Below are 20,523 nucleotides of genomic sequence, written 5' to 3'. Positions count from 1 at the left end.
TAGCAAAATATTTCACTTGACAATGCGATTCGCTATATTTCTTTTTCTAAAAGTTGTTGTTCATATAGTTCTTTGTAGTACCCTTCGGCTTCTATCAACTGATTATGAGCACCTTTCTGAACTACGCTTCCACCATCTAAAACAATAATCTTATCAGCATTTTTAGCGGATGAAATTCTATGACTAATTATGAACGTAGTTTTCTCTTTGGATACTTTTTCTAAGTTCGATAATATTTTTTCTTCAGTTTCGGTATCTACAGCCGATAAACAATCATCAAAAATTAAAATCTTAGGCTCCTTAATAATCGCACGAGCAATGGAAGTACGTTGTTTTTGACCACCAGACAAGGTTACCCCTCTCTCTCCTAGGATTGTTTGATACCCTTCCTTAAATCCAAGGATATTCTCATTAATAACGGCACTTTTCGCGGCTTCTATTATATCTTCTTGACTAGCATCAGACTTTCCAAATTTTATGTTGTTTTCAATAGTATCAGAAAACAAAAACGGATCTTGAGGTACAAAACCAATCTGGCTTCGAATATCGTTTAAATTGCACTTTTTAATATCAACTCCATCAACTAAAACCTCTCCTTGAGAAGTATCATATAACCTCGATATTAAATTTACCAATGTTGACTTCCCACTACCAGTTTTCCCTAAAATTGCCAATGTCTCCCCCTTTTCAGCAACGAAACTCACATCTTTAAGAGCTTCAATATTTGTATCATCATAGGTTAAGGAAACATTCTTAAATTCAATACGACCATCAATCGGTGTTGATTTTTCAACAGTATTTTGAATCTCAGGTACCTGCTCTAAAAATTCATTAATTCTGTGTTGAGAAGCTTCGGCCTGTTGAACAATTGATGTAACCCAGCCAACTATTGCCACTGGCCAAGTTAAAATATTAACATATAAGAAAAACTCAGCGACAACTCCAATTTTAATTTCTCCATCAATGTAAAGTTGTCCTCCAACATATAAAACAATAATATTACTTATTCCAATTAAAAGAATCATTAATGGGAAGAACAATGCCTGAACCTTGTGTAATTCAATATTTCTTTCCTTACTTACATCTGCTAGTTGATCAAAATTAGCAATCACAGCTTTTTCTATCGCATAGGATTTTACAACATTAATACCTGAAAAAAATTCTTGATTATATGTTGTGAGTTTAGACAAATATTGCTGAACTATGGTACTCCTCTTATTAATTTGCTTGCTTAAAATAAAAATTGAAATAGATAATACAGGAAAAGGAATCATTGTATACAAAGCTAACTTGGATGAAATGCTATACATTTGAGTAAACCCAACAATAAATGATAAAATCATATTCAAACTATACATTATAGCTGGTCCAAAATACATACGAACCTTCGTTACGTCTTCACTAATACGATTCATCAAATCACCAGTCCTATTCTTTTTATAAAAATTGATCGATAGTCTTTGATACTGTTGATATATTTCATTTTTCAAATCAAATTCAATCAACCGTGACACTACAATAATAGTTTGACGCATGATAAACGTAAAAAAACCAGCGACTAAAGTAACTCCAATAATAAGCAATACGTCATACAACAATTCTTTTTTAACAATAGCTAAATCCGTAATTGTTCCATTTAAATAGTCCTCAACTGAGTTTAGTGAGTTTCTAATTATTACTGGAATTTTTAATGCTAAGAACTTAGACAAGATGGTAATAACAACACCTCCCAATAACCTCCATTTATACTTAAAAAAATATTTATTTAAATATTGTAATGCTTTCAAACTCTATCTTTTTTTCTTAAAAAAAGGCTTCAATCCGTTAAAGATTTAATAATTACCTCACCTTTTTTTGATTATGTTTTGACGATTTCATATTTTTGACCCCTAATTTTTTGAGATTATCAAAATAAACTCAAAACTAAACTTATAACAAATGACATCAGAAATCATTGATACTAAAGATCTTAAAAACGACCCAGTCTTCGGTCAATTATCTTTCGACAATCATGAGCAAATCGTTTTTTGTAACGACGAAGATACAGGTTTAAAAGCAATAATTGGTATTCACAACACAACTTTAGGACCTGCTTTAGGAGGGACTAGAATGTGGCAATATAAAAACGAATGGGAAGCTTTAAATGATGTTTTACGTTTGTCTCGTGGTATGACTTATAAGTCTGCTATTAGTGGTTTGAACCTTGGTGGAGGAAAAGCTGTTATTATTGGTGATGCCAAAACTCAAAAGAACGACAAATTAATGAAGCGTTTTGGTGAATTTGTTCATTCTTTAAGTGGAAAATATATCACTGCTGAAGACGTAGGAATGGAAACTCGTGATATGGACATTATGAGAGAAGTAACTCCTCATGTAACTGGAGTTTCTGAATCTATTGGTGGTTCTGGTAATCCATCACCTGTTACTGCATATGGAGTATATGTTGGTATGAAGGCAGCTGCTAAATATAAATTTGGTTCAGAGAACTTAGATGGTAAAAAAGTTTTAGTTCAAGGTGTTGGCCATGTTGGTGAAACATTAGTTAAACATATAACTGAAGAAGGTGCTCAAGTTATCCTTAACGATATTAACGAAGCTCGTTTAGAGGAACTAAGTAAAAAATACAATGCTAATGTTGTTTTAGGTGATGATGTTTACGGTTTAGACATTGATATTTATGCTCCTTGTGCTTTAGGCGCAACCTTAAATGACAAGAGTATACATCAGTTAAATGCAAAGGTTGTTGCTGGTGCTGCTAACAATCAATTAGAAGACGAAGTAAGACACGGAAAGTTGTTACAAGAAAAAGGAATTGCCTATGCTCCTGACTTTTTAATTAACGCTGGTGGTATTATTAACGTTTATGCTGAAGTAGCTGGTTATGGTAAAGAAGAAAGTTTAAAAAGAACTGAAAATATTTACAATACAACATTAGAAATATTTAATCTTGCCGAAAAAGAAAACATTACAACTCATAAAGCTGCATTTAACATTGCTCAATCTAGAATTGATGCACGTAAAAAACAGTTAAATAGCTAATTTAAAAAAATAAAATTTTTACTTTTGCAGAGCGTTAGAAATTAATCTATCGCTCTCTTTTTTTTAAAGTTCTTTAAAATGATAAATAGAAGACATATTCGAGTTAAGGTAATGCAATCTGTTTATGCAATGCAGCAATCAAACAGTCAAGACCTAATTAGAGAAGAAAAATTTTTAAAGCATAGCATTCAAAAAATGTTTGATTTGTATGTTTTAAATTTACAGTTACTTGTTGAAGTACAGAAATTAGCTCGGAAAAGAATAGAGCTTTCAAAAAAGAAAATTCTTGCCACTGAAGAAGATTTAAATCCAAACACAAAATTTATTAATAACCGCTTATTAAGCATTTTAGCAGAAAGTGTAAGCCTGGAAGGTTATATTGAATTAAACAAATTAAGCTACTGGGAGCTAGATAATGAGTATGTAAATATTATTTTAGATCAATTATTAAAAAGTGATCTTTATAAAAAATACATGGACACTGTTGAAGATTCCTATAATGTTGATCGCAGTTTTGTTATTAATTTTTTTAGAGACATTGTTGCTCCGAATGAAAAAATAGCAGACTATTTTGAAGATAAAATGATTTCTTGGGTCGACGACATGCCTTTTGTTAATACTTGGATTTTAAAAACATTAAACAAACAATCTCCGAAAAACCCATTTATACTTGGAAGTCTTTATAAAGATGATGATGACAAACAATTTGTTTCTCAACTTTTTAATAAAACAGTCTTAAATCATCATAAGTATGAAAATGACATTAAGGAAAAAACTCCAAATTGGGAAACCGATAGAATAGCTGATGTTGATATGATACTGATAAAAATGGCCGTTACAGAGTTCTTGCACTTCGCTTCAATTCCTAGTAGGGTAACTATTAATGAATATATTGAGTTAGCAAAAGATTATTCTACCAATAAAAGTGGGCATTTTATCAATGGTGTTTTAGACAAATTAGCTAAAGAATATTTGGCTTCCAACGCTATGGTAAAAATTGGAAGAGGATTGTTATAAGAAATTATTATTTTTACACTTATTAAATTTATTTTTAATCATGAAAAAACTAGTTGTAACTCTAACAATTGCAATGTCAACTTTAGCTTTTGTTTCTTGTACAAAAGGAAATGCTAAGTCAAAAGTTAATAAAGAAAATGTAGCCAACGCTACCAAAAGAGATAGTGAAATTAGCAAAGGAGCTCCTATAGCTTTATTCGATAAAGAAACTTTTGATTTTGGAACTGTTGCTGAAGGAGAAGTAGTACAAACTACTTTCGTAATTACCAATAATGGAAAATCTGATTTAGTTATCACTGATGCAAAGGCTACTTGTGGTTGTACGGTACCAGTATGGCCAAAAGAACCTATCGCTCCAGGAACTACAGGAAATATTAAAGTAAGCTTTAATACGAACGGAAAACCTAACAAACAATCTAAGTCTGTTACTCTTTACACAAACACTGAAAAAGGAACAGAGGTTGTGAAAGTAACAGGGATGGTTACACCAAAACAAAAAAACAACTCATAATGTTAACAAACGTAATTTTTTTACAAGCTGAAGGTGGTGGTATCATGAGTATGCTTCCTTTCATTTTAATGATAGGAGTCTTATACTTTTTTATGATTCGCCCTCAAATGAGCAAACAAAAAAAAGAAAAGCAGTTTCAATCTTCAATTAAAAAAGGAGCCAAAGTTATCACATCAAGTGGTATTCACGGAAAAATTGTCGAAATAAATGATAACGACAATACAGTATCTATTGAAACTGGAGCTGGAAAAATTAAATTTGAGCGATCGGCCATTTCTATGGAACTTTCTAAAAAATACGACCCTCAAATAAAAAAATAATACAAAAAGTGAGCAAATTTGCTCACTTTTTCTTTAACACACTTTTGTTTTGTCTAAAGCCATTACAATTCCAAAAGCATTCTTGGGCTTTTTAATAGCTTCTCTTCTTTTTTGGTTACTTATGAATCTTTCTAAAGAATATGTAACTGATATTAGCTTGGATGTTTCCTATCAAAACATTGAACAAGACAAATTAATATTAAATGAACCTCCAAAAGAAATCAGTTTATCCGTAAAAGCTAGTGGTTTCAAACTTATGGGAACAAGCTTTGTGCACAAACCTATAATTATTGATTTAAAAAATCTTGCCAGAAAAACGGACTCTACATATTATCTTCTTAGTAAAAACTTAATGCCAGAAATTCAAAACCAATTAAAGTCTGGTTTGACTCTGAATAAAGTAAAAGCAGATACTATATTTTTCAGCATTAATAAGCTATACTCAAAAAAGGTTGCTATTGAACCTAACATCAACATAAATTATAAAAAAGGATTTGATCTAGCATCAGCTATTACTCTTGTCCCCGACTCCATCGTAATTTCAGGAGCACAAACATTATTAAACACTATTGAAAAAGTAAAAACCAAGGAGATAGAGTTAAGCAATGTTTCTAACAATGTAAATACCAAAATTGAAATCTTAATACCTAATAAGATTAAGGCTAAATACAAAAAAGCTTCTTTGGAATTTAAAGTAGATAAGTTTACCGAAGGAAAAATGGAAATTCCTGTTTCCATTACCAACTTACCTAAAGACAAATCAGTAAGTGTTTATCCTAAAACGGTTACAATAATTTATAAAGTAGGGCTTAAGAATTTCAATAAGATAGATTCTAATTTTTTTGAAGTTTATTGTGATTATAACGAATCTTTAAAAAACAAGCTTCCTTATTTAGTCCCTAAATTAAAATCAAAAGCTAATATAGCTTCCTCAGTAAGAATAGTTCCTAATAAAATAGATTTCCTAATTCATAAATAAAATGGTTGTAGGTTTAACAGGTGGAATTGGTAGTGGAAAAACAACAGTAGCTAAAATGTTTGCATCCTATAGAAATGTAGTCGTTTACTATGCCGATATTGAAGCGAAGAAATTGATGACTTCTTCAGAAACCATTAAACGAAATTTAATCGATCAATTTGGTAAAGAAACCTATTTAAATAAGGAACTTAATCGCCCCTATTTAGCCAATATAGTTTTTAAAGATCCATCGAAACTTAAAATACTCAATGGTATTGTTCATCCAGAAGTTTATAAACACCTCAACAACTTCATTGCTAAAAATAAAGATAAATCTTATATTCTTTATGAAAATGCGATACTCTTTGAAAACAAAAGTGATACGTTTTGTGATAAAATTATTACGGTTACCGCCCCTCTAAAAACAAGGATAGATCGTGTGATAAACAGAGATGGTACCACGAAAAATGCTGTTAAAAACAGAATTACAAATCAGTGGAATGACAATCTCAAAACTCTACAATCTCACTATGTTATTCACAACGTAAACCTAGAAGATACTGAGCAGCAGGTTTTTAAAATCCATAATATTTTAACAAACACTTTGTATTAATTTAACCATTGTTTACAATATTTCTTAATTTTTTCTTAATTTTATATAATATTTGTTAATCTAAGTTAAAACAAAATTACACTTGGGTTTATTGATTTATTTTTGAAAAATGGGCAAAAAAATCTTCATTATAATTGTTGTTTTAATGAGCATCTCATTGGTAGGAATAATATCAGTACAAGTGTACTGGATTAAAGATGCTATCAGTAATAAACAAAAGCAATTTGAGAATGATGTTACTGTTGCTTTGAACGGAAGCTCGGAACGAATTAAGGAAAAAGAATTAAATAACCTTAAAGTTTATATTAAACCGTTTGTAAACAACGAGCAGTCTGAGGTAGAGAGTGTATTTAAAAACTTCTTTTTTCAACAAATTGATACTTTTGCGAAATCAAAACTAACTTTTTCATCTACCATTTTAGAAGAAAACTTCAAGATACCGTCAAAATTCATTAATAACGATACAATACTAATAAGACAAATTTCTGGAAAGAATGATGTCCATATTTCCAGAACATTTACCCCGTCTAATGAAGAGTTTCGAACTTCTTTACTAAAAAAAACAAGCTATTCATCTTATGATTCATACAATAATTTAAATAGGTTAGAATTAGAAAAGGCATATCAGGAAATGCAAAAATTCAATCCTATTCACAAAAGGATAACCAACAATAATCTCTATGCAATACTAAAAGAAGAGTTAGCAAAAAGAAATATCACGCAAGATTTTAAATATGCCGTTTATGATGATGGCTTTGCAACTCCTTTGAAATCTGGTTATTTTAATATTGAGCCAAGCAAAGATTTATATTATCCTTTATTCGAAGACGGAAATGGTAATAGCAAATACAAACTATATATAAAATTTCCGAATAGGCATGAAAACCTTCTTTCAGGAATGATGAAAATTTTGCTGTTATCGCTATTATTCATTGGTATAATTATTGCAGCTTTTTCTACATCTCTTTATCAACTAGTGCAACAAAAAAAGATATCGGAGATTAAAACGGATTTTATAAACAACATGACTCATGAGTTTAAAACCCCTATAGCTACAATTAATTTAGCGTTAGATGCAATAAAAAATCCTAAAATAATTTCCGATGAAGATAAAGTAAAACGATATGTTCAAATGATTCGTGATGAAAATAAGCGAATGCATGGACAGGTAGAAAACGTACTAAGAATATCGAAATTAGAAAAAAATCAAATAGAAATGAGTAAGGATGCTATTGATATGCACGACATTATTACTGAAGCTATCGAGCATGTCAAATTACTTGTCGCCAATAAAAATGGTACAATCTCAACTCATTTTGAAGCCATTTCTAATGAAGCCTTAGGTAATAAATTTCACCTAACCAATGTTGTTGTTAACATACTCGAAAACGCCGTCAAATACTCTGAAGAAGAGCCTAAAATTGATGTATTTACGGAGAGTACCAATAAATACTTTATTTTAAAGATAAAAGACGAAGGAATTGGAATGAGTAGAAATGCTCAAAAATATGTTTTCAATAAATTTTATAGAGAGCATAAAGGAAATATACACAATGTAAAAGGTCATGGTTTGGGATTAGCATATGTAAAAGAAATTGTTGATAGCCACCAAGGAACCGTTTATGTTGAAAGTGAAAAAAGTAAAGGAAGTACATTTACAGTTAAATTACCATTAATATAAAATGAAAGGATACAATGGGAAGTAAAAAAATTCTATTAGTAGAAGACGATCCAAATTTTGGAACCGTCCTCAAAGATTATCTAGCCCTCAACGATTACAATGTAACACATGCGAAAGACGGGATTGATGGATTAATTATGTTTAAAAACACAGAGTATGACTTATGTATTTTAGATGTAATGATGCCTAGAAAAGATGGATTCTCTCTAGCAGAGGACATCCGTACAACAAATAAAGAAATCCCTATTATTTTCTTAACTGCAAAAACATTAAAAGAAGATGTTTTAAGAGGATACCAAGTAGGGGCTGATGATTACTTAAACAAACCTTTCGATTCTGAAGTATTATTGCACAAAATAAAAGCAATTTTACAACGTAAAGAAAGCGAGAAGTCAACAGATAACGAAGAGTTTGAATTTAAAATAGGGAAATTCGACTTTAACTCGAAACTACGTCATTTAAGTTTTGATGGAGCTGAAGCTCAAAAACTTTCTCCAAAAGAAAGTAAATTATTGAGAATGTTAGCAGTTCACAAAAACGACTTAATGCCTCGAGAACTTGCGTTAACTAAAATATGGAGAGATGATAATTATTTTACCTCTCGAAGTATGGATGTTTACATTGCAAAATTGAGAAAATACTTGAAAAGCGATGAGGGTGTTGAAATATTAAACATCCACGGAGAAGGTTTTAGATTAATCGAAAAATCTTAATTCAAAATTATTTACCTACTACATATTGAAAAAGCTTCCTTATATTCGGGAAGCTTTTTTATTGTAACAAAAAAAGAGATAAGTCGTCTAAATTACATAACATAAAAACATAAGCTTGGAAACTATACTATCAATTAAAAACCTAAATAAAAATTATGGCCGAATTCAAGCTGTAAAAGATTTAACTTTTGACATACAAAAAGGTAATATTTATGGTATTCTGGGGCCAAATGGGAGCGGAAAATCCACAACTCTAGGAATTATACTAAATGTGGTAAATAGAACTTCGGGCTCGTTTAGCTGGTTTAACGGGAACGTATCAACTCATCAAGCTTTAAAAAAAGTGGGAGCAATTATTGAACGTCCTAACTTTTATCCTTTTATGACAGCAACGCAAAACTTAGAATTGATTTGTAAAATAAAAGGAGTTTCTAATGATAAAATTGACGAAAAACTAAAAACTGTAAATTTATTCGAAAGAAAAAATGATAAGTTTAGAACGTATTCTTTAGGTATGAAACAGCGTTTAGCTATTGCTTCAGCCTTATTAAATGATCCCGAAATTTTAATATTAGATGAACCGACAAATGGTTTAGATCCTCAAGGAATTCACGAAATTCGTCAAATCATTAAAACGATTGCTAAAAACGGAACTACTATTTTATTAGCATCTCATTTATTGGACGAAGTTGAAAAAGTTTGTTCACATGTTATCGTTCTTAGAAAAGGAGAAAAGCTTTACAGCGGTAGAGTTGAAACAATGGTAGCATCAAATGGTATTATTGAAATAAAAACAGAAGGTGACACAGAAAATGTTGTTAATGTATTAAAAAATTATGAAGAAACTGCTAGTGTTAACATTGATGGAAATCTTATCATTGTTCAACTTGAAAATGATATTTCAGCAGCAACTTTGAACAAATATCTTTTTGAAAAGGATATAGCTGTTTCTCATTTAGTGAAAAGAAAACCAACATTAGAGCAACAATTTTTGGATTTAACAAACAACAACTAAACTACTATTACACATGTTTCGACTTTTAACTATAGAATTTCATAAACTAAAACATAACAGAGCCAGTAAAGTTCTTTCAATTATATACTTTGCTCTTTTAACATCAATTGCGCTCATTGCGGCAATTAAATTTGATGTCGGACCGATAAAATTCCACCTGGCCGAACAAGGTATTTTTAACTTCCCTTACATCTGGCATTTTAATACTTATGTCGCTGCTATTTTTAAATTCTTTTTACTTTTAGTAATCGTATCAATGATGGCCAATGAATATAGCTATAAAACACTTAAGCAAAACCTAATAGATGGTTTAAGTAAAAAAGAGTTTATACTTTCAAAATTTTATACTGTAGTTGCATTTGCCTTTGTTTCAATGGTATTTGTATTTGTGACATCTTTAATTTTAGGACTTATCTATTCAGACTTTAATGAACTATCTATCATTTTATCGGATTTAGATTACCTCCTAGCATTTTTTGTAAAACTTGTTGGTTTTTTCTCATTTGGACTATTTTTAGGAATACTTATTAAACGTTCTGCTTTTGCCGTTGGAGCGATGATAGTATGGTATTGTATTGAATGGCTTATTTACGGGATACTTGGATGGAAAGTAGTCGAAAATTGGGATACCGCTCAAAGTATTAAAAACCTCCTTCCTTTGGAAGCAATGCAAAACCTAATAATAGAGCCAGGATCGAGATTAGGCGCCGTCAAATCTATAGCGAATCAAATTGGAACAGAATTCTCGAAAGACTATTCAGTTAGTTTCTCAAATATTATAATTGTGTCAATTTGGACCGCTATTTTTATCTATTTATCCTATTTTTTGTTAAAAAAGAGAGATTTATAAAGGGTTTTAAGTAGTTTAGCTGTTATACATCTTGGGAAGATATACTAACAATGAGAAAACTACAATTACTAACACTAACTTTATTTATATCATTTTTTACCTACGCTCAAAAAGAAGCTAATATTTGGTACTTTGGAGAAAATGCAGGAATCGACTTTAATACAGTACCTCCAACGGGAATTACAAACGGTGTTTTAAACACCCTCGAAGGCTGCTCATCTTTCTCCAATGCTAATGGTAACCTATTATTTTATTCAGATGGTATTACTGTTTGGGATAAAAACCACAACGTAATGAAATACTCGAATGGTAACCTTGCAAATAATTTAAAGGGTAACCCTTCGAGTAGCCAATCGGGAATGATTATTCCTAAACCAAATTCAACCAGTATTTATTATCTATTTACAGTTGATGATGGTCCAGACAGGGATCTCAATGGTAATATTATTGAGCCTGCACAAGGATTCAATGTGTATACCATTGATATGTCATTAAATTCAGGGCTTGGAGAGCTAATTGATGAAAACGGAAATGGTGGCTTTTTTCTAAACTTATCGCAAGGAAATCAAGACGATTGGACTGAAAAAGTTGCTGCTGTAAGGAGTACAGAGTGTAATACTTTTTGGGTAGTATCTTCAACAAGCACTCAATTTTATGCATATAAAATAACCGAAAATGGAATTGATTTAACTCCAGTTGTTTCGAATATAACTACTAACCTTTCTCGAAGAGGTTACCTAAAGCTGTCTCCGGATGGAACAAAATTAGCTGTAGCAAACCAAGGAAACAATCAATCATTACTGTTCTCATTTAACAATACTACAGGACAAGTAGCTAGTGATGGAACATCTCTTACGAACTTTATTGATAGCGAACCTTATGGTGTTGAATTTTCTAGAAACTCTCAAAAACTCTATATTTCGACTACAGCTTTCTTTACTGATGATATTAATACTCCGAGTACTTATAAACTTTTTCAATTTGATTTAACTCAAACGAATGTTGTTGGTACCAAAGAATTAATTCATCAACAAAATGGTTTTAGAGGAGCCTTGCAATTAGGACCTGATGGAAAAATATACGCTACCATACCTCAAACTTATAGTACTCCTGCTGGTTTTACAACTCACCTTGATGTTATAGAGAATCCCGACTCTGATGCAGATGATGTAATTTTCACAATTGATGCGATTGATTTAAATGGAAGAAAATCTACTCAAGGGTTACCTCCTTTTATTTCTTCGTTATTACTTCCGATCGAAATCAAAGATGAGACTACTGGTACTACTGTTAACAATCAAGATTTACAATTTTGTATTGGAGACTCTAAAACCATAGCTCCCGATCCTGTATCTGGAACAAATGTTACTTACGAATGGATTTTTAACAATGGCACTACAACATCTACCATTTCTAATAATATTGCACTCAATTTAGGACCATTAACAACGAATGATGCTGGTGAATATAAGTTGATTGTAACCCGCACCGATGACTGTGGTAATACTATTGAGCAAGAAGGTGTTTTTAAAATTGAAGTTTACGAAGCAACAGCTGCTTCACAACCCAACGATATAAACTTTTGTGATCTTGACAATGATGGATTTAATTCTTTTGATCTTCAAAATGATGTCACTCCGCAAGTTTTAAATGGTCAGAGTAACACAATATTCGAAGTAGCCTATTTTCTAAACCAAAATGATGCTGACAATAATACGAATGCTTTGGCAAATCCTTATACAAATCAAATAGCATTTAGCAATCAAACAATATATGCAAGAATGCATAATATAATTGCTCCAGGCGCATGTTACGATATAAAAACATTCAACCTAAGTATTACTGGAAGTCCTACTCCTCAAAGTCCTACAAATTATGAAGTTTGTGATGACATAGTCAATGGTGGAGACATGGATGGTTTTTACAACAACTTTATTCTAAACACTAAAGATTCAGAAATATTAGGAAGTTTGAACGCTACATTATACTCCATCACTTATCATAGGACCTTAATTGGAGCACAAACTGATAATACAACTGATATTATTGACAAGAACACTCCTTTCAGGAATGAAATGGCGAATACACAAACGATTTATGTCAGAGTGGAAAATAACACCAATGTGGCCTGCAATGACTCATCTGTTTCTTTCAATTTAATTGTAAATGCTGTTCCAAACATCAATACTATTGTTGAATTAAAACAATGTGATGATAATACTGATGCTTTTGCTGATTTTAATTTGGAAGAAGCTAGAAGTGATATTTCAAGTAACTTTCAAAATGAGACTTTTGTTTTCTACGAATCATTAAACAATGCTCAAAACAACATTTCTCCTATTTCCAATCCTACGGTTTATAGAAACACAACAGCTACCTCCGATAAAGTTTGGGCAACGGTAACAACCGTTAACGGATGTATGAAAATTTCAGAAGTAAACTTAACCGTTTCCACAACAGGAATCCCTTCTACTTTTCAAAGAACTTTTAACGCATGTGATGATTATTTAGATGTTAACGGAAATAATTCTGCTACGAACAGTGATACTGATGGTATAACGAGTTTTAATTTTAGCTCAGTAGATACCGAAATAAGAAGTATGTTTACGGCTACAGGGCAACAGATTAATGTCACCTATTATGAAAATGAAACAGATGCTCTTGCTGAACAAAATGCTATTCAAGACATTTCTAATTTCAGGAATATAAATTCTCCAAACACCCAATTAATTTATGTCCGTGTCGATAGTGATTTGGATAATGATTGCCTAGGTTTAGGACACCATATTACCCTTAACGTAGACGCTGTTCCTTCTGCCAATAATGTTAACGACTTAGAATTTTGTGATGATTTCCTTAGTGGAGCTTTTGATGATGGAATAAATATTGGAATTAACCTTAGAGGTCAGGTGAACTCTATTCTTGGATCTTTGTCACCTTTAGACTATACAGTATCTTTTCACACAAGCCCTGCTGATGCAAACGCTAACAACAACGCCATCGCCAATGATACAAATTTCACAAATACAGTTAGAGACAACCAAACAATATATGTAAGAATTGAAAACAATAATACAGGCTGTTTTAACGACCATGTATCTTTTAAGATCGTTATTCACCCGTTACCCACAATTTCTAATTCTATACCCAATTTGGATGTATGTGACATTCCTACATCGAGTGATAGTGATCCTAGAAATAGACTTGCTCAAAACATATCACTAGGCGATAGAGATTTAGATGTTTTAAATGGTAGAGACGCCAGTCAATTTGAAGTTAGTTATCACAAAACAGCGCAAGATGCCCTTGATGGAACCAATCCTCTATCTAAAACAAATTATTCCAACGATCCATTAACTACCAACTTCCCTGCAAATTTAACCAGTGATGATCCCGCAACTGAAATCATATATATTAGTATTTTAAATACAACATCAGGGTGTAGGTATGGTATTTCAACTTTGCAACTGGTTATTTACCCAGAACCCAATATCCCTTTAAATATAAACAACTACGTAGATTGCGATAATACTACGGATAGCAGTAATGATGACGCAAATGGTATTAATGGCGATGTCTCACTTCAAACTAAAATTCCCGAAATTTTAGCGAATTACACTACTTCAGATCATGCCAACTATTCCGTTACATTTCATGCAAATTCAGAAGATGCTCAATCAGGTAGTAACACAATCAACAGTAGTACTTATGAAAATTTAAATAACAATCAAGAAATTTTCGTTCGTGTTGTAAACAATCAAACTGGATGTGTAAATGATAATTTGAGTTTTAATATTATCATAAATCCATTACCTAATTTCACCGTTGATTCACCTGTAATTGTTTGTTTGAACAATCCTCAAACTCGATTAGAGTCTTTAAACCCAATGGCCGATTACGATTATGAATGGAGACTGAAAGGGAATAATACTATTTTAAGTAATGAGTCTTATTTGGATGTTACCGAAGGAGGTATTTATGTTGTTAAGGCGATCATGAAAGACGGAACTAATTGTGAAAGAAATATCGAAATCACAGTTAACGAATCGATAAACCCAACTCTAAATGAGGATGATATTGTCGTTGTTGACGATACCAACAATAATGGTCTAGACACCTACTCAATTAAAATAGTTACAGAAAATAATAATTTAGGTATTGGAGACTATCAATTCTCTTTACTAGATGAAACAGGAAATCAAAACTCTTTTCAGGATGAATCTTTATTCACTGATATTACAGGTGGAATTTACACTGTAATTGTTAATGATAAAAATGGTTGTTCACCGGATGCTAGTCTTACGATATCCGTTATTCAATATCCAAAGTTCTTGACACCAAATAATGATGGCTACAATGATACTTGGAAAGTAAAGGGTGCTAATTCTAGCTTTTATCCAACTAGTAATATTTATATATTCGATAGATACGGAAAGCCAGTTGCCACCATACCTGTTGATGGTGACGGTTGGGATGGTACCTTCAACGGGAACACACTTTCCTCAGGAGATTATTGGTTTAAGATTCACTTAACTGATAAAAAAGGAAAAGACTATTTCCATAATGGTCATTTCTCTTTACTAAGAAAGTAAACTCTAATAAAAAGTTTAAAAAATACGGATAGTTTTGAAGTAAAACTATCCGTATTTTTGTTATATGAATTTCGAACTACAATCTGATTTTAAACCTACGGGGGATCAACCTCAAGCAATAAAACAATTAGCTCAAGGAATTGTTAACGATGAGAAATATCAAACCCTACTAGGTGTTACTGGATCAGGGAAAACTTTTTCAGTAGCAAATGTAATTGCAGAAGTTAACAGACCCACTTTGGTATTGGCTCATAATAAAACTTTAGCAGCGCAGTTGTACTCAGAGTTCAAACAATTCTTTCCTAATAATGCAGTTGAATATTTCGTTTCATATTATGATTATTATCAACCGGAAGCCTATATTCCTGTCACTGGGACGTATATAGAAAAAGATCTTTCTATTAATGATGAAATTGAAAGGTTAAGAATTAGCACCTCCTCTTCTCTTTTATCTGGGAGAAGAGATGTTTTAGTTGTTGCTTCTGTTTCCTGTTTATATGGTATTGGAAATCCAATAGAATTTAAGAAAAATGTTATTACGATTGAAGTTGACCAACCTATTTCAAGAACTAAATTCTTACATCAGTTAGTTACTAGTTTGTACGCTAGAACAGAAGTAGAAATTAAAAGTGGAACTTTTAAGGTAAAAGGTGATGTTGTTACAATTTACCCTTCTTATGGTGATAGTGGATATCGAATTCACTTTTTTGGTGATGAAATTGAAGAAATTGAAACTTTTGACATTGAAAGTAATGACACAATTTCTCGATTGGATAGTTTAAATATCTATCCAGCGAACCTGTTTGTAACATCTCCTGATGTTTTACAAAATGCAATTCATCAAATTCAAGATGACTTAGTAAAGCAATTTGATTATTTTAAAGAAATAGGAAAGCATCTTGAAGCCAAGCGTCTTAAAGAACGAACTGAATTTGACTTGGAAATGATTCGAGAATTGGGGTATTGCTCTGGTATTGAAAACTATTCTCGCTATTTAGATGGTCGAGAGGCAGGAACTAGACCCTTCTGCTTATTAGATTATTTCCCTGAAGACTACATTATGGTTATTGATGAAAGTCATGTTACTGTACCACAAGTTCATGCCATGTATGGAGGTGACCGAAGCAGAAAGGAAAACCTAGTGGAATATGGATTCAGATTACCTGCGGCAATGGACAACCGCCCTTTGAAATTTGAAGAATTTGAGGTTTTACAAAACCAAGTAATTTACGTTTCTGCTACTCCTGCAGACTATGAATTACAAAAAACGGAAGGCTTGTTTGTAGAACAAGTTATACGACCTACCGGTTTACTTGACCCAGAAATAGAAATAAGACCAAGTCAAAATCAAATAGACGATCTTATAGAAGAAATTCAGATTCGTGTAGAAAAAGACGAACGAACTTTAGTGACAACTCTAACTAAAAGAATGGCAGAAGAACTTGCCAAATACTTAACAAGAATTCAAATCCGTTGTCGTTATATACATTCCGATGTAGACACTTTAGAAAGAGTTGAGATCATGCAAGATTTGAGAAAAGGATTGTTCGATGTTTTAATTGGAGTCAACCTACTGCGTGAAGGACTTGACCTTCCAGAAGTTTCTTTAGTAACAATTTTAGATGCCGACAAAGAAGGCTTCCTTCGTAGTCATCGTTCACTAACTCAAACTGTGGGTAGAGCTGCAAGAAATGTAAATGGTAAAGCAATTATGTATGCTGACAAAGTAACCAAAAGTATGCAATTGACTATTGATGAAACCAATCGTCGAAGAGAAAAGCAAATTAATTACAATACCAAAAACAATATTACTCCTACACAAATTAAGAAAAAAATAGACGACACACTATCTAAAAAGTCCATTACTACATATCAATATGATAATGCAGCACAAAAAGCGGCAGAACAAGACTTAGAATATTTACCAAAGGAAGAAATTGAAAAACGCATAAGGAACAAACGTAAACAAATGGAAGAAGCTGCCAAAGCTCTTGATTTTATTGTTGCTGCGCAGTTGAGGGATGAGATAGATTTATTGAAAAGAAACTTGAAATAATTATTTATATCGGCACTGTCATAAAATAGCTAAACCCTTGTTTTTACGAGGGTTTTGTTGTATCTTATATTCATAATAAACCCCGAAAATCACCAAAAAAGGTAAAAAACGGGGTTTCCATTTGTGTAATTATGAAAATACGAAGAATTTCTGAAATGCAACACCGCATTTCAATTTTTTCCCCTCAGTGAGAATTATGATGCTCATTACACACGTTTTTTAGAGGGAGATTTGGGCAAAATCTATTCTGCTATTGATTGGGATGACTTGGTTACTACTTTAAATATTACTGAACAAAAAAAAGGGCGTAACTATCTTTTTAGCCCTAAAGGAAGACTTGGCTTGATGTTTTTAAAGCATTATGCCAATTGTTCGGATAGGAAAATGATTGAACAACTCAACTCAAATTTAGACTATCAATTTTTCTGCGATATAGAATTAGGTTTTGAACGTTTAACAAACTATAAAATAATAAGTCAAATACGTTGTGAATTAGCAGAGAAACTAGATATTAATTTAGTAGAAAAAGTTCTTTTTAATTCTTGGAAAAATCATATTGATAGTACCGACCAAATCGTAATGGATGCTACTTGTTACGAAAGTGAAGTTCGTTATCCTACCATCCAGAAATTACTTTGGGAATCTGTTCACTGGTTGTACAATCAATTACGTAAAACTTGCTCCATCTTAGGAACTAAGATGATCAGAAGTAGATATAACAAGTGGAAAAAACGTTACCAAGGATTTAGTAAAATGCGAAGAAAAACCAAGTCTAAACGTACTTCATTAACCCGAGCTTTACTGAAGCTATTAAGTAAGTTTATCGATTTTGAAAAGGAATTATCCAAGGCCTACAATATCGAGTTTAAGCCCTTGTATTATAAGCGAATCGACACAATCCAAAGAATTTACAAACAACAAAAAGATCATTTTGATACAGGAGAAAAAATCAAAGATAGAATTGTAAGTATTCATAAGGATTATATCCGTCCTATTGTTCGCGGAAAAGAAGTAAAGCCTGTTGAGTTTGGAGCAAAAGTTAACAAAGTTCAAATTGATGGAATTAGCTTTATAGAACATATTAATTTTAATGCGTTTCACGAAGGAAACCGTTTTATACAAACAGTTCAAAAAGCGCAAGGGTTAACTCGAAAAAAGGTAAAAGTAGCCGGTGGAGATAAAATTTATGCTACCAATAAAAACAGAACATATAGTAGCTCAAAAACCATACAGACAGACTTTATCCCCAAGGGTAGAAAACCTAAAAATCATAAAGAGAAAAAGCAACTTAGGGCTATCATTGCTAAAGAAAGAGCAACAAGATTAGAAGGCTCTTTTGGTAAGGATAAAGAACATTATCACCTACGGAAAATAAAAGCCAAAACAAAAAAGAATGAAATTCTATGGATATTCTTTGGTATACACACAGGAAATGCATTAGAAATTGGTCGAAGAAAAATAGCTCAAACAGACCAACAAATAGCCTAAAATAAAATCTTAGTATTTTTTTCATGGGAGAGCTACGTCTTGTAGGTACGTTTTTAGGAGATTCAATCAATAAAACCTCTTTTAAACAGAAATAGAGGATAGAATTTATATAATTTTATCCTCTATTTTCAATGTATTTTAAAAAATAGACTGTTTTCTGAAAGTGCCTATATCGATTAAAACACAAATCCCCTCATTTTACAATGAGGGGATTCTATTTATCTAACTAAGAATTAATTGCGGCAATTAAGCCTTTACTTGAAGTACTTCTTGTACTTTATCAGCAGCTTCTTGGAACTCAGTTGCTGAGATAATTTCCATTCCACTGTTATCTATTAATTCTTTTGCTTCTTTTGCATTCGTTCCTTGTAAACGACAAATAATTGGCACGTTTATTTTATCTCCCATGCTTTTGTAAGCATCAACAACACCTTGGGCAACGCGATCACAACGCACAATACCACCAAAAATGTTTACTAAAATAGCTTTTACATTAGGGTCTTTTAGAATAATACCAAATGCAGTTTCAACACGTTGAGCATCTGCAGTACCTCCTACATCTAAAAAGTTAGCTGGCTCTCCTCCTGCTTGCTTAATTAAATCCATAGTACCCATTGCTAAACCAGCACCGTTTACCATACATCCAACATTTCCGTCTAAATCAACGTAGTTTAATCCAGCAGCTTTTGCTTCCACTTCAATTGGATTTTCCTCACGTAAATCACGCATTTCAGCATAATCTTTATGACGATACAAAGCATTTTCATCTAAAGAAACTTTAGCATCAACTGCTAAAATTTTATCATCAGATGTTTTTAATACTGGGTTAATTTCGAATAAAGAAGAATCTGATTTTACGTAAGCAGTGTATAAAGCTGTTACAAATTTAGTCATATCCTTAAATGCAGCTCCCGATAATCCTAAATTAAAGGCAATCTTACGAGCTTGGAAAGGCAATAATCCAGTTGTTGGATCAACTTCCTCTGTAAATATTAAGTGTGGAGTTTCTTCTGCTACCGCTTCAATATCCATACCTCCTTCTGTAGAATACATAATCATATTCTTACCTGAAGCACGGTTTAATAAAACCGACATATAAAACTCATTAGGTTCACTATCACCAGGATAATAAACATCCTCAGCAATTAAAACTTGATTTACCAATTTTCCTTCTGCTGAAGTTTGAGGAGTAATCAACATCATTCCTAAAATATCATTAGAAATACTATTTACCTCATCTAAGTTCTTTGCTAACTTCACTCCACCTCCTTTTCCACGTCCACCGGCGTGAATTTGAGCTTTTATTACATGCCAACCAGTTCCTGTTTCTTCAGTCAGTTTCTTTGCTGCTTCAACAGCTTCTTCTGGAGTATTTACTACAATTCCGCGTTGCGTACGAACGCCAAAACTGCTTAAAATTTCTTTACCTTGATATTCGTGTAAGTTCATTAGATAAGAATGTTTTTAAAGTCGAACAAAAATACAAATTCAATTTGTAAAACATCATAAATTACAGTTTATTTTACTGGATTTATAACAATTAATATTCTGTTCAGTGTTTTATTTTTTCACATTTTTTTAACACTTTAATCGTAACGATGCAATTTTTAACGTGTCTTTACAGTAATTAACAACATTTTATGAATCCATTGAGGAATTCATAAATAATT

General features: G+C 32.0%; 15 protein-coding genes. 13 read left to right on the top strand and 2 right to left on the bottom strand.

The features are described 5' to 3' along the window. Nucleotides 1-32: 32 nt before the first annotated feature. Entirely contained in the window at nucleotides 33-1,787 is a 1,755-nt protein-coding gene (locus tag BLW23_RS09340) for an ABC transporter ATP-binding protein (RefSeq protein ID WP_093669114.1), read from the bottom strand. A gap of 151 nt (nucleotides 1,788-1,938) precedes the next feature. Between BLW23_RS09340 and BLW23_RS09335 the strand changes: the two genes are divergently transcribed. From BLW23_RS09335 to BLW23_RS09275, 13 genes are all read left to right on the top strand, one after another. Continuing rightward, nucleotides 1,939-3,039: a Glu/Leu/Phe/Val family dehydrogenase gene (locus tag BLW23_RS09335; RefSeq protein WP_093669112.1), complete on the top strand. Its 1,101-nt coding sequence runs from the start codon at nucleotides 1,939-1,941 to the stop codon at nucleotides 3,037-3,039. A 78-nt stretch (nucleotides 3,040-3,117) separates the two neighbouring features. Next, entirely contained in the window at nucleotides 3,118-4,056 is a 939-nt protein-coding gene (gene nusB, locus BLW23_RS09330; protein ID WP_093669110.1) for a transcription antitermination factor NusB, read from the top strand. A gap of 40 nt (nucleotides 4,057-4,096) precedes the next feature. Next, complete coding sequence (locus BLW23_RS09325; protein ID WP_093669392.1) at nucleotides 4,097-4,567, top strand: DUF1573 domain-containing protein; 471 nt, start codon at nucleotides 4,097-4,099, stop codon at nucleotides 4,565-4,567. Beyond that, complete coding sequence (gene yajC / locus BLW23_RS09320) at nucleotides 4,567-4,887, top strand: preprotein translocase subunit YajC (RefSeq protein WP_093669108.1); 321 nt, start codon at nucleotides 4,567-4,569, stop codon at nucleotides 4,885-4,887. Before BLW23_RS09325 ends, yajC begins: the two co-directional genes overlap by 1 nt. A 49-nt stretch (nucleotides 4,888-4,936) precedes the next feature. Then, nucleotides 4,937-5,866, top strand: a complete 930-nt coding sequence (locus BLW23_RS09315) for a CdaR family protein (RefSeq protein ID WP_093669106.1) — start codon at nucleotides 4,937-4,939, stop codon at nucleotides 5,864-5,866. Nucleotide 5,867: 1 nt separating this feature from the next. Continuing rightward, nucleotides 5,868-6,458, top strand: a complete 591-nt coding sequence (coaE, locus tag BLW23_RS09310) for a dephospho-CoA kinase (protein WP_093669104.1) — start codon at nucleotides 5,868-5,870, stop codon at nucleotides 6,456-6,458. Nucleotides 6,459-6,567: 109 nt separating this feature from the next. Beyond that, nucleotides 6,568-8,139 carry a sensor histidine kinase gene (locus BLW23_RS09305; protein WP_093669102.1) on the top strand — a complete coding sequence of 524 codons (1,572 nt, stop codon included), beginning with the start codon at nucleotides 6,568-6,570 and terminating at the stop codon, nucleotides 8,137-8,139. Between the two features lie 14 nt (nucleotides 8,140-8,153). Next, complete coding sequence (locus tag BLW23_RS09300; protein ID WP_093669100.1) at nucleotides 8,154-8,852, top strand: response regulator transcription factor; 699 nt, start codon at nucleotides 8,154-8,156, stop codon at nucleotides 8,850-8,852. Nucleotides 8,853-8,967: 115 nt separating this feature from the next. Next, nucleotides 8,968-9,867: an ABC transporter ATP-binding protein gene (locus BLW23_RS09295; protein ID WP_093669098.1), complete on the top strand. Its 900-nt coding sequence runs from the start codon at nucleotides 8,968-8,970 to the stop codon at nucleotides 9,865-9,867. Nucleotides 9,868-9,880: 13 nt separating this feature from the next. Continuing rightward, the gene (locus tag BLW23_RS09290; protein WP_093669096.1) at nucleotides 9,881-10,717 is read left to right on the top strand and encodes an ABC transporter permease; all 837 of its coding nucleotides are present in this window, start codon (nucleotides 9,881-9,883) and stop codon (nucleotides 10,715-10,717) included. Between the two features lie 50 nt (nucleotides 10,718-10,767). Then, nucleotides 10,768-15,309: a T9SS type B sorting domain-containing protein gene (locus BLW23_RS09285; RefSeq protein ID WP_093669094.1), complete on the top strand. Its 4,542-nt coding sequence runs from the start codon at nucleotides 10,768-10,770 to the stop codon at nucleotides 15,307-15,309. A 64-nt stretch (nucleotides 15,310-15,373) separates the two neighbouring features. Continuing rightward, the gene (uvrB, locus tag BLW23_RS09280; protein WP_093669092.1) at nucleotides 15,374-17,365 is read left to right on the top strand and encodes an excinuclease ABC subunit UvrB; all 1,992 of its coding nucleotides are present in this window, start codon (nucleotides 15,374-15,376) and stop codon (nucleotides 17,363-17,365) included. A gap of 231 nt (nucleotides 17,366-17,596) precedes the next feature. Then, nucleotides 17,597-18,853 carry a transposase gene (locus BLW23_RS09275; protein ID WP_093668298.1) on the top strand — a complete coding sequence of 419 codons (1,257 nt, stop codon included), beginning with the start codon at nucleotides 17,597-17,599 and terminating at the stop codon, nucleotides 18,851-18,853. A 246-nt stretch (nucleotides 18,854-19,099) separates the two neighbouring features. Here BLW23_RS09275 and sucC read toward each other — a convergent pair whose 3' ends face one another. After that, nucleotides 19,100-20,302: an ADP-forming succinate--CoA ligase subunit beta gene (gene sucC, locus BLW23_RS09270; protein WP_093669090.1), complete on the bottom strand. Its 1,203-nt coding sequence runs from the start codon at nucleotides 20,300-20,302 to the stop codon at nucleotides 19,100-19,102. Nucleotides 20,303-20,523: the final 221 nt, after the last annotated feature.

The organism is Tenacibaculum sp. MAR_2009_124, from assembly GCF_900105455.1.
GTDB lineage: Bacteria > Bacteroidota > Bacteroidia > Flavobacteriales > Flavobacteriaceae > Polaribacter.
The sequence above is the reverse complement of the archived record's forward strand: the minus strand, read 5'-3'. Positions and strand labels throughout refer to the sequence as shown.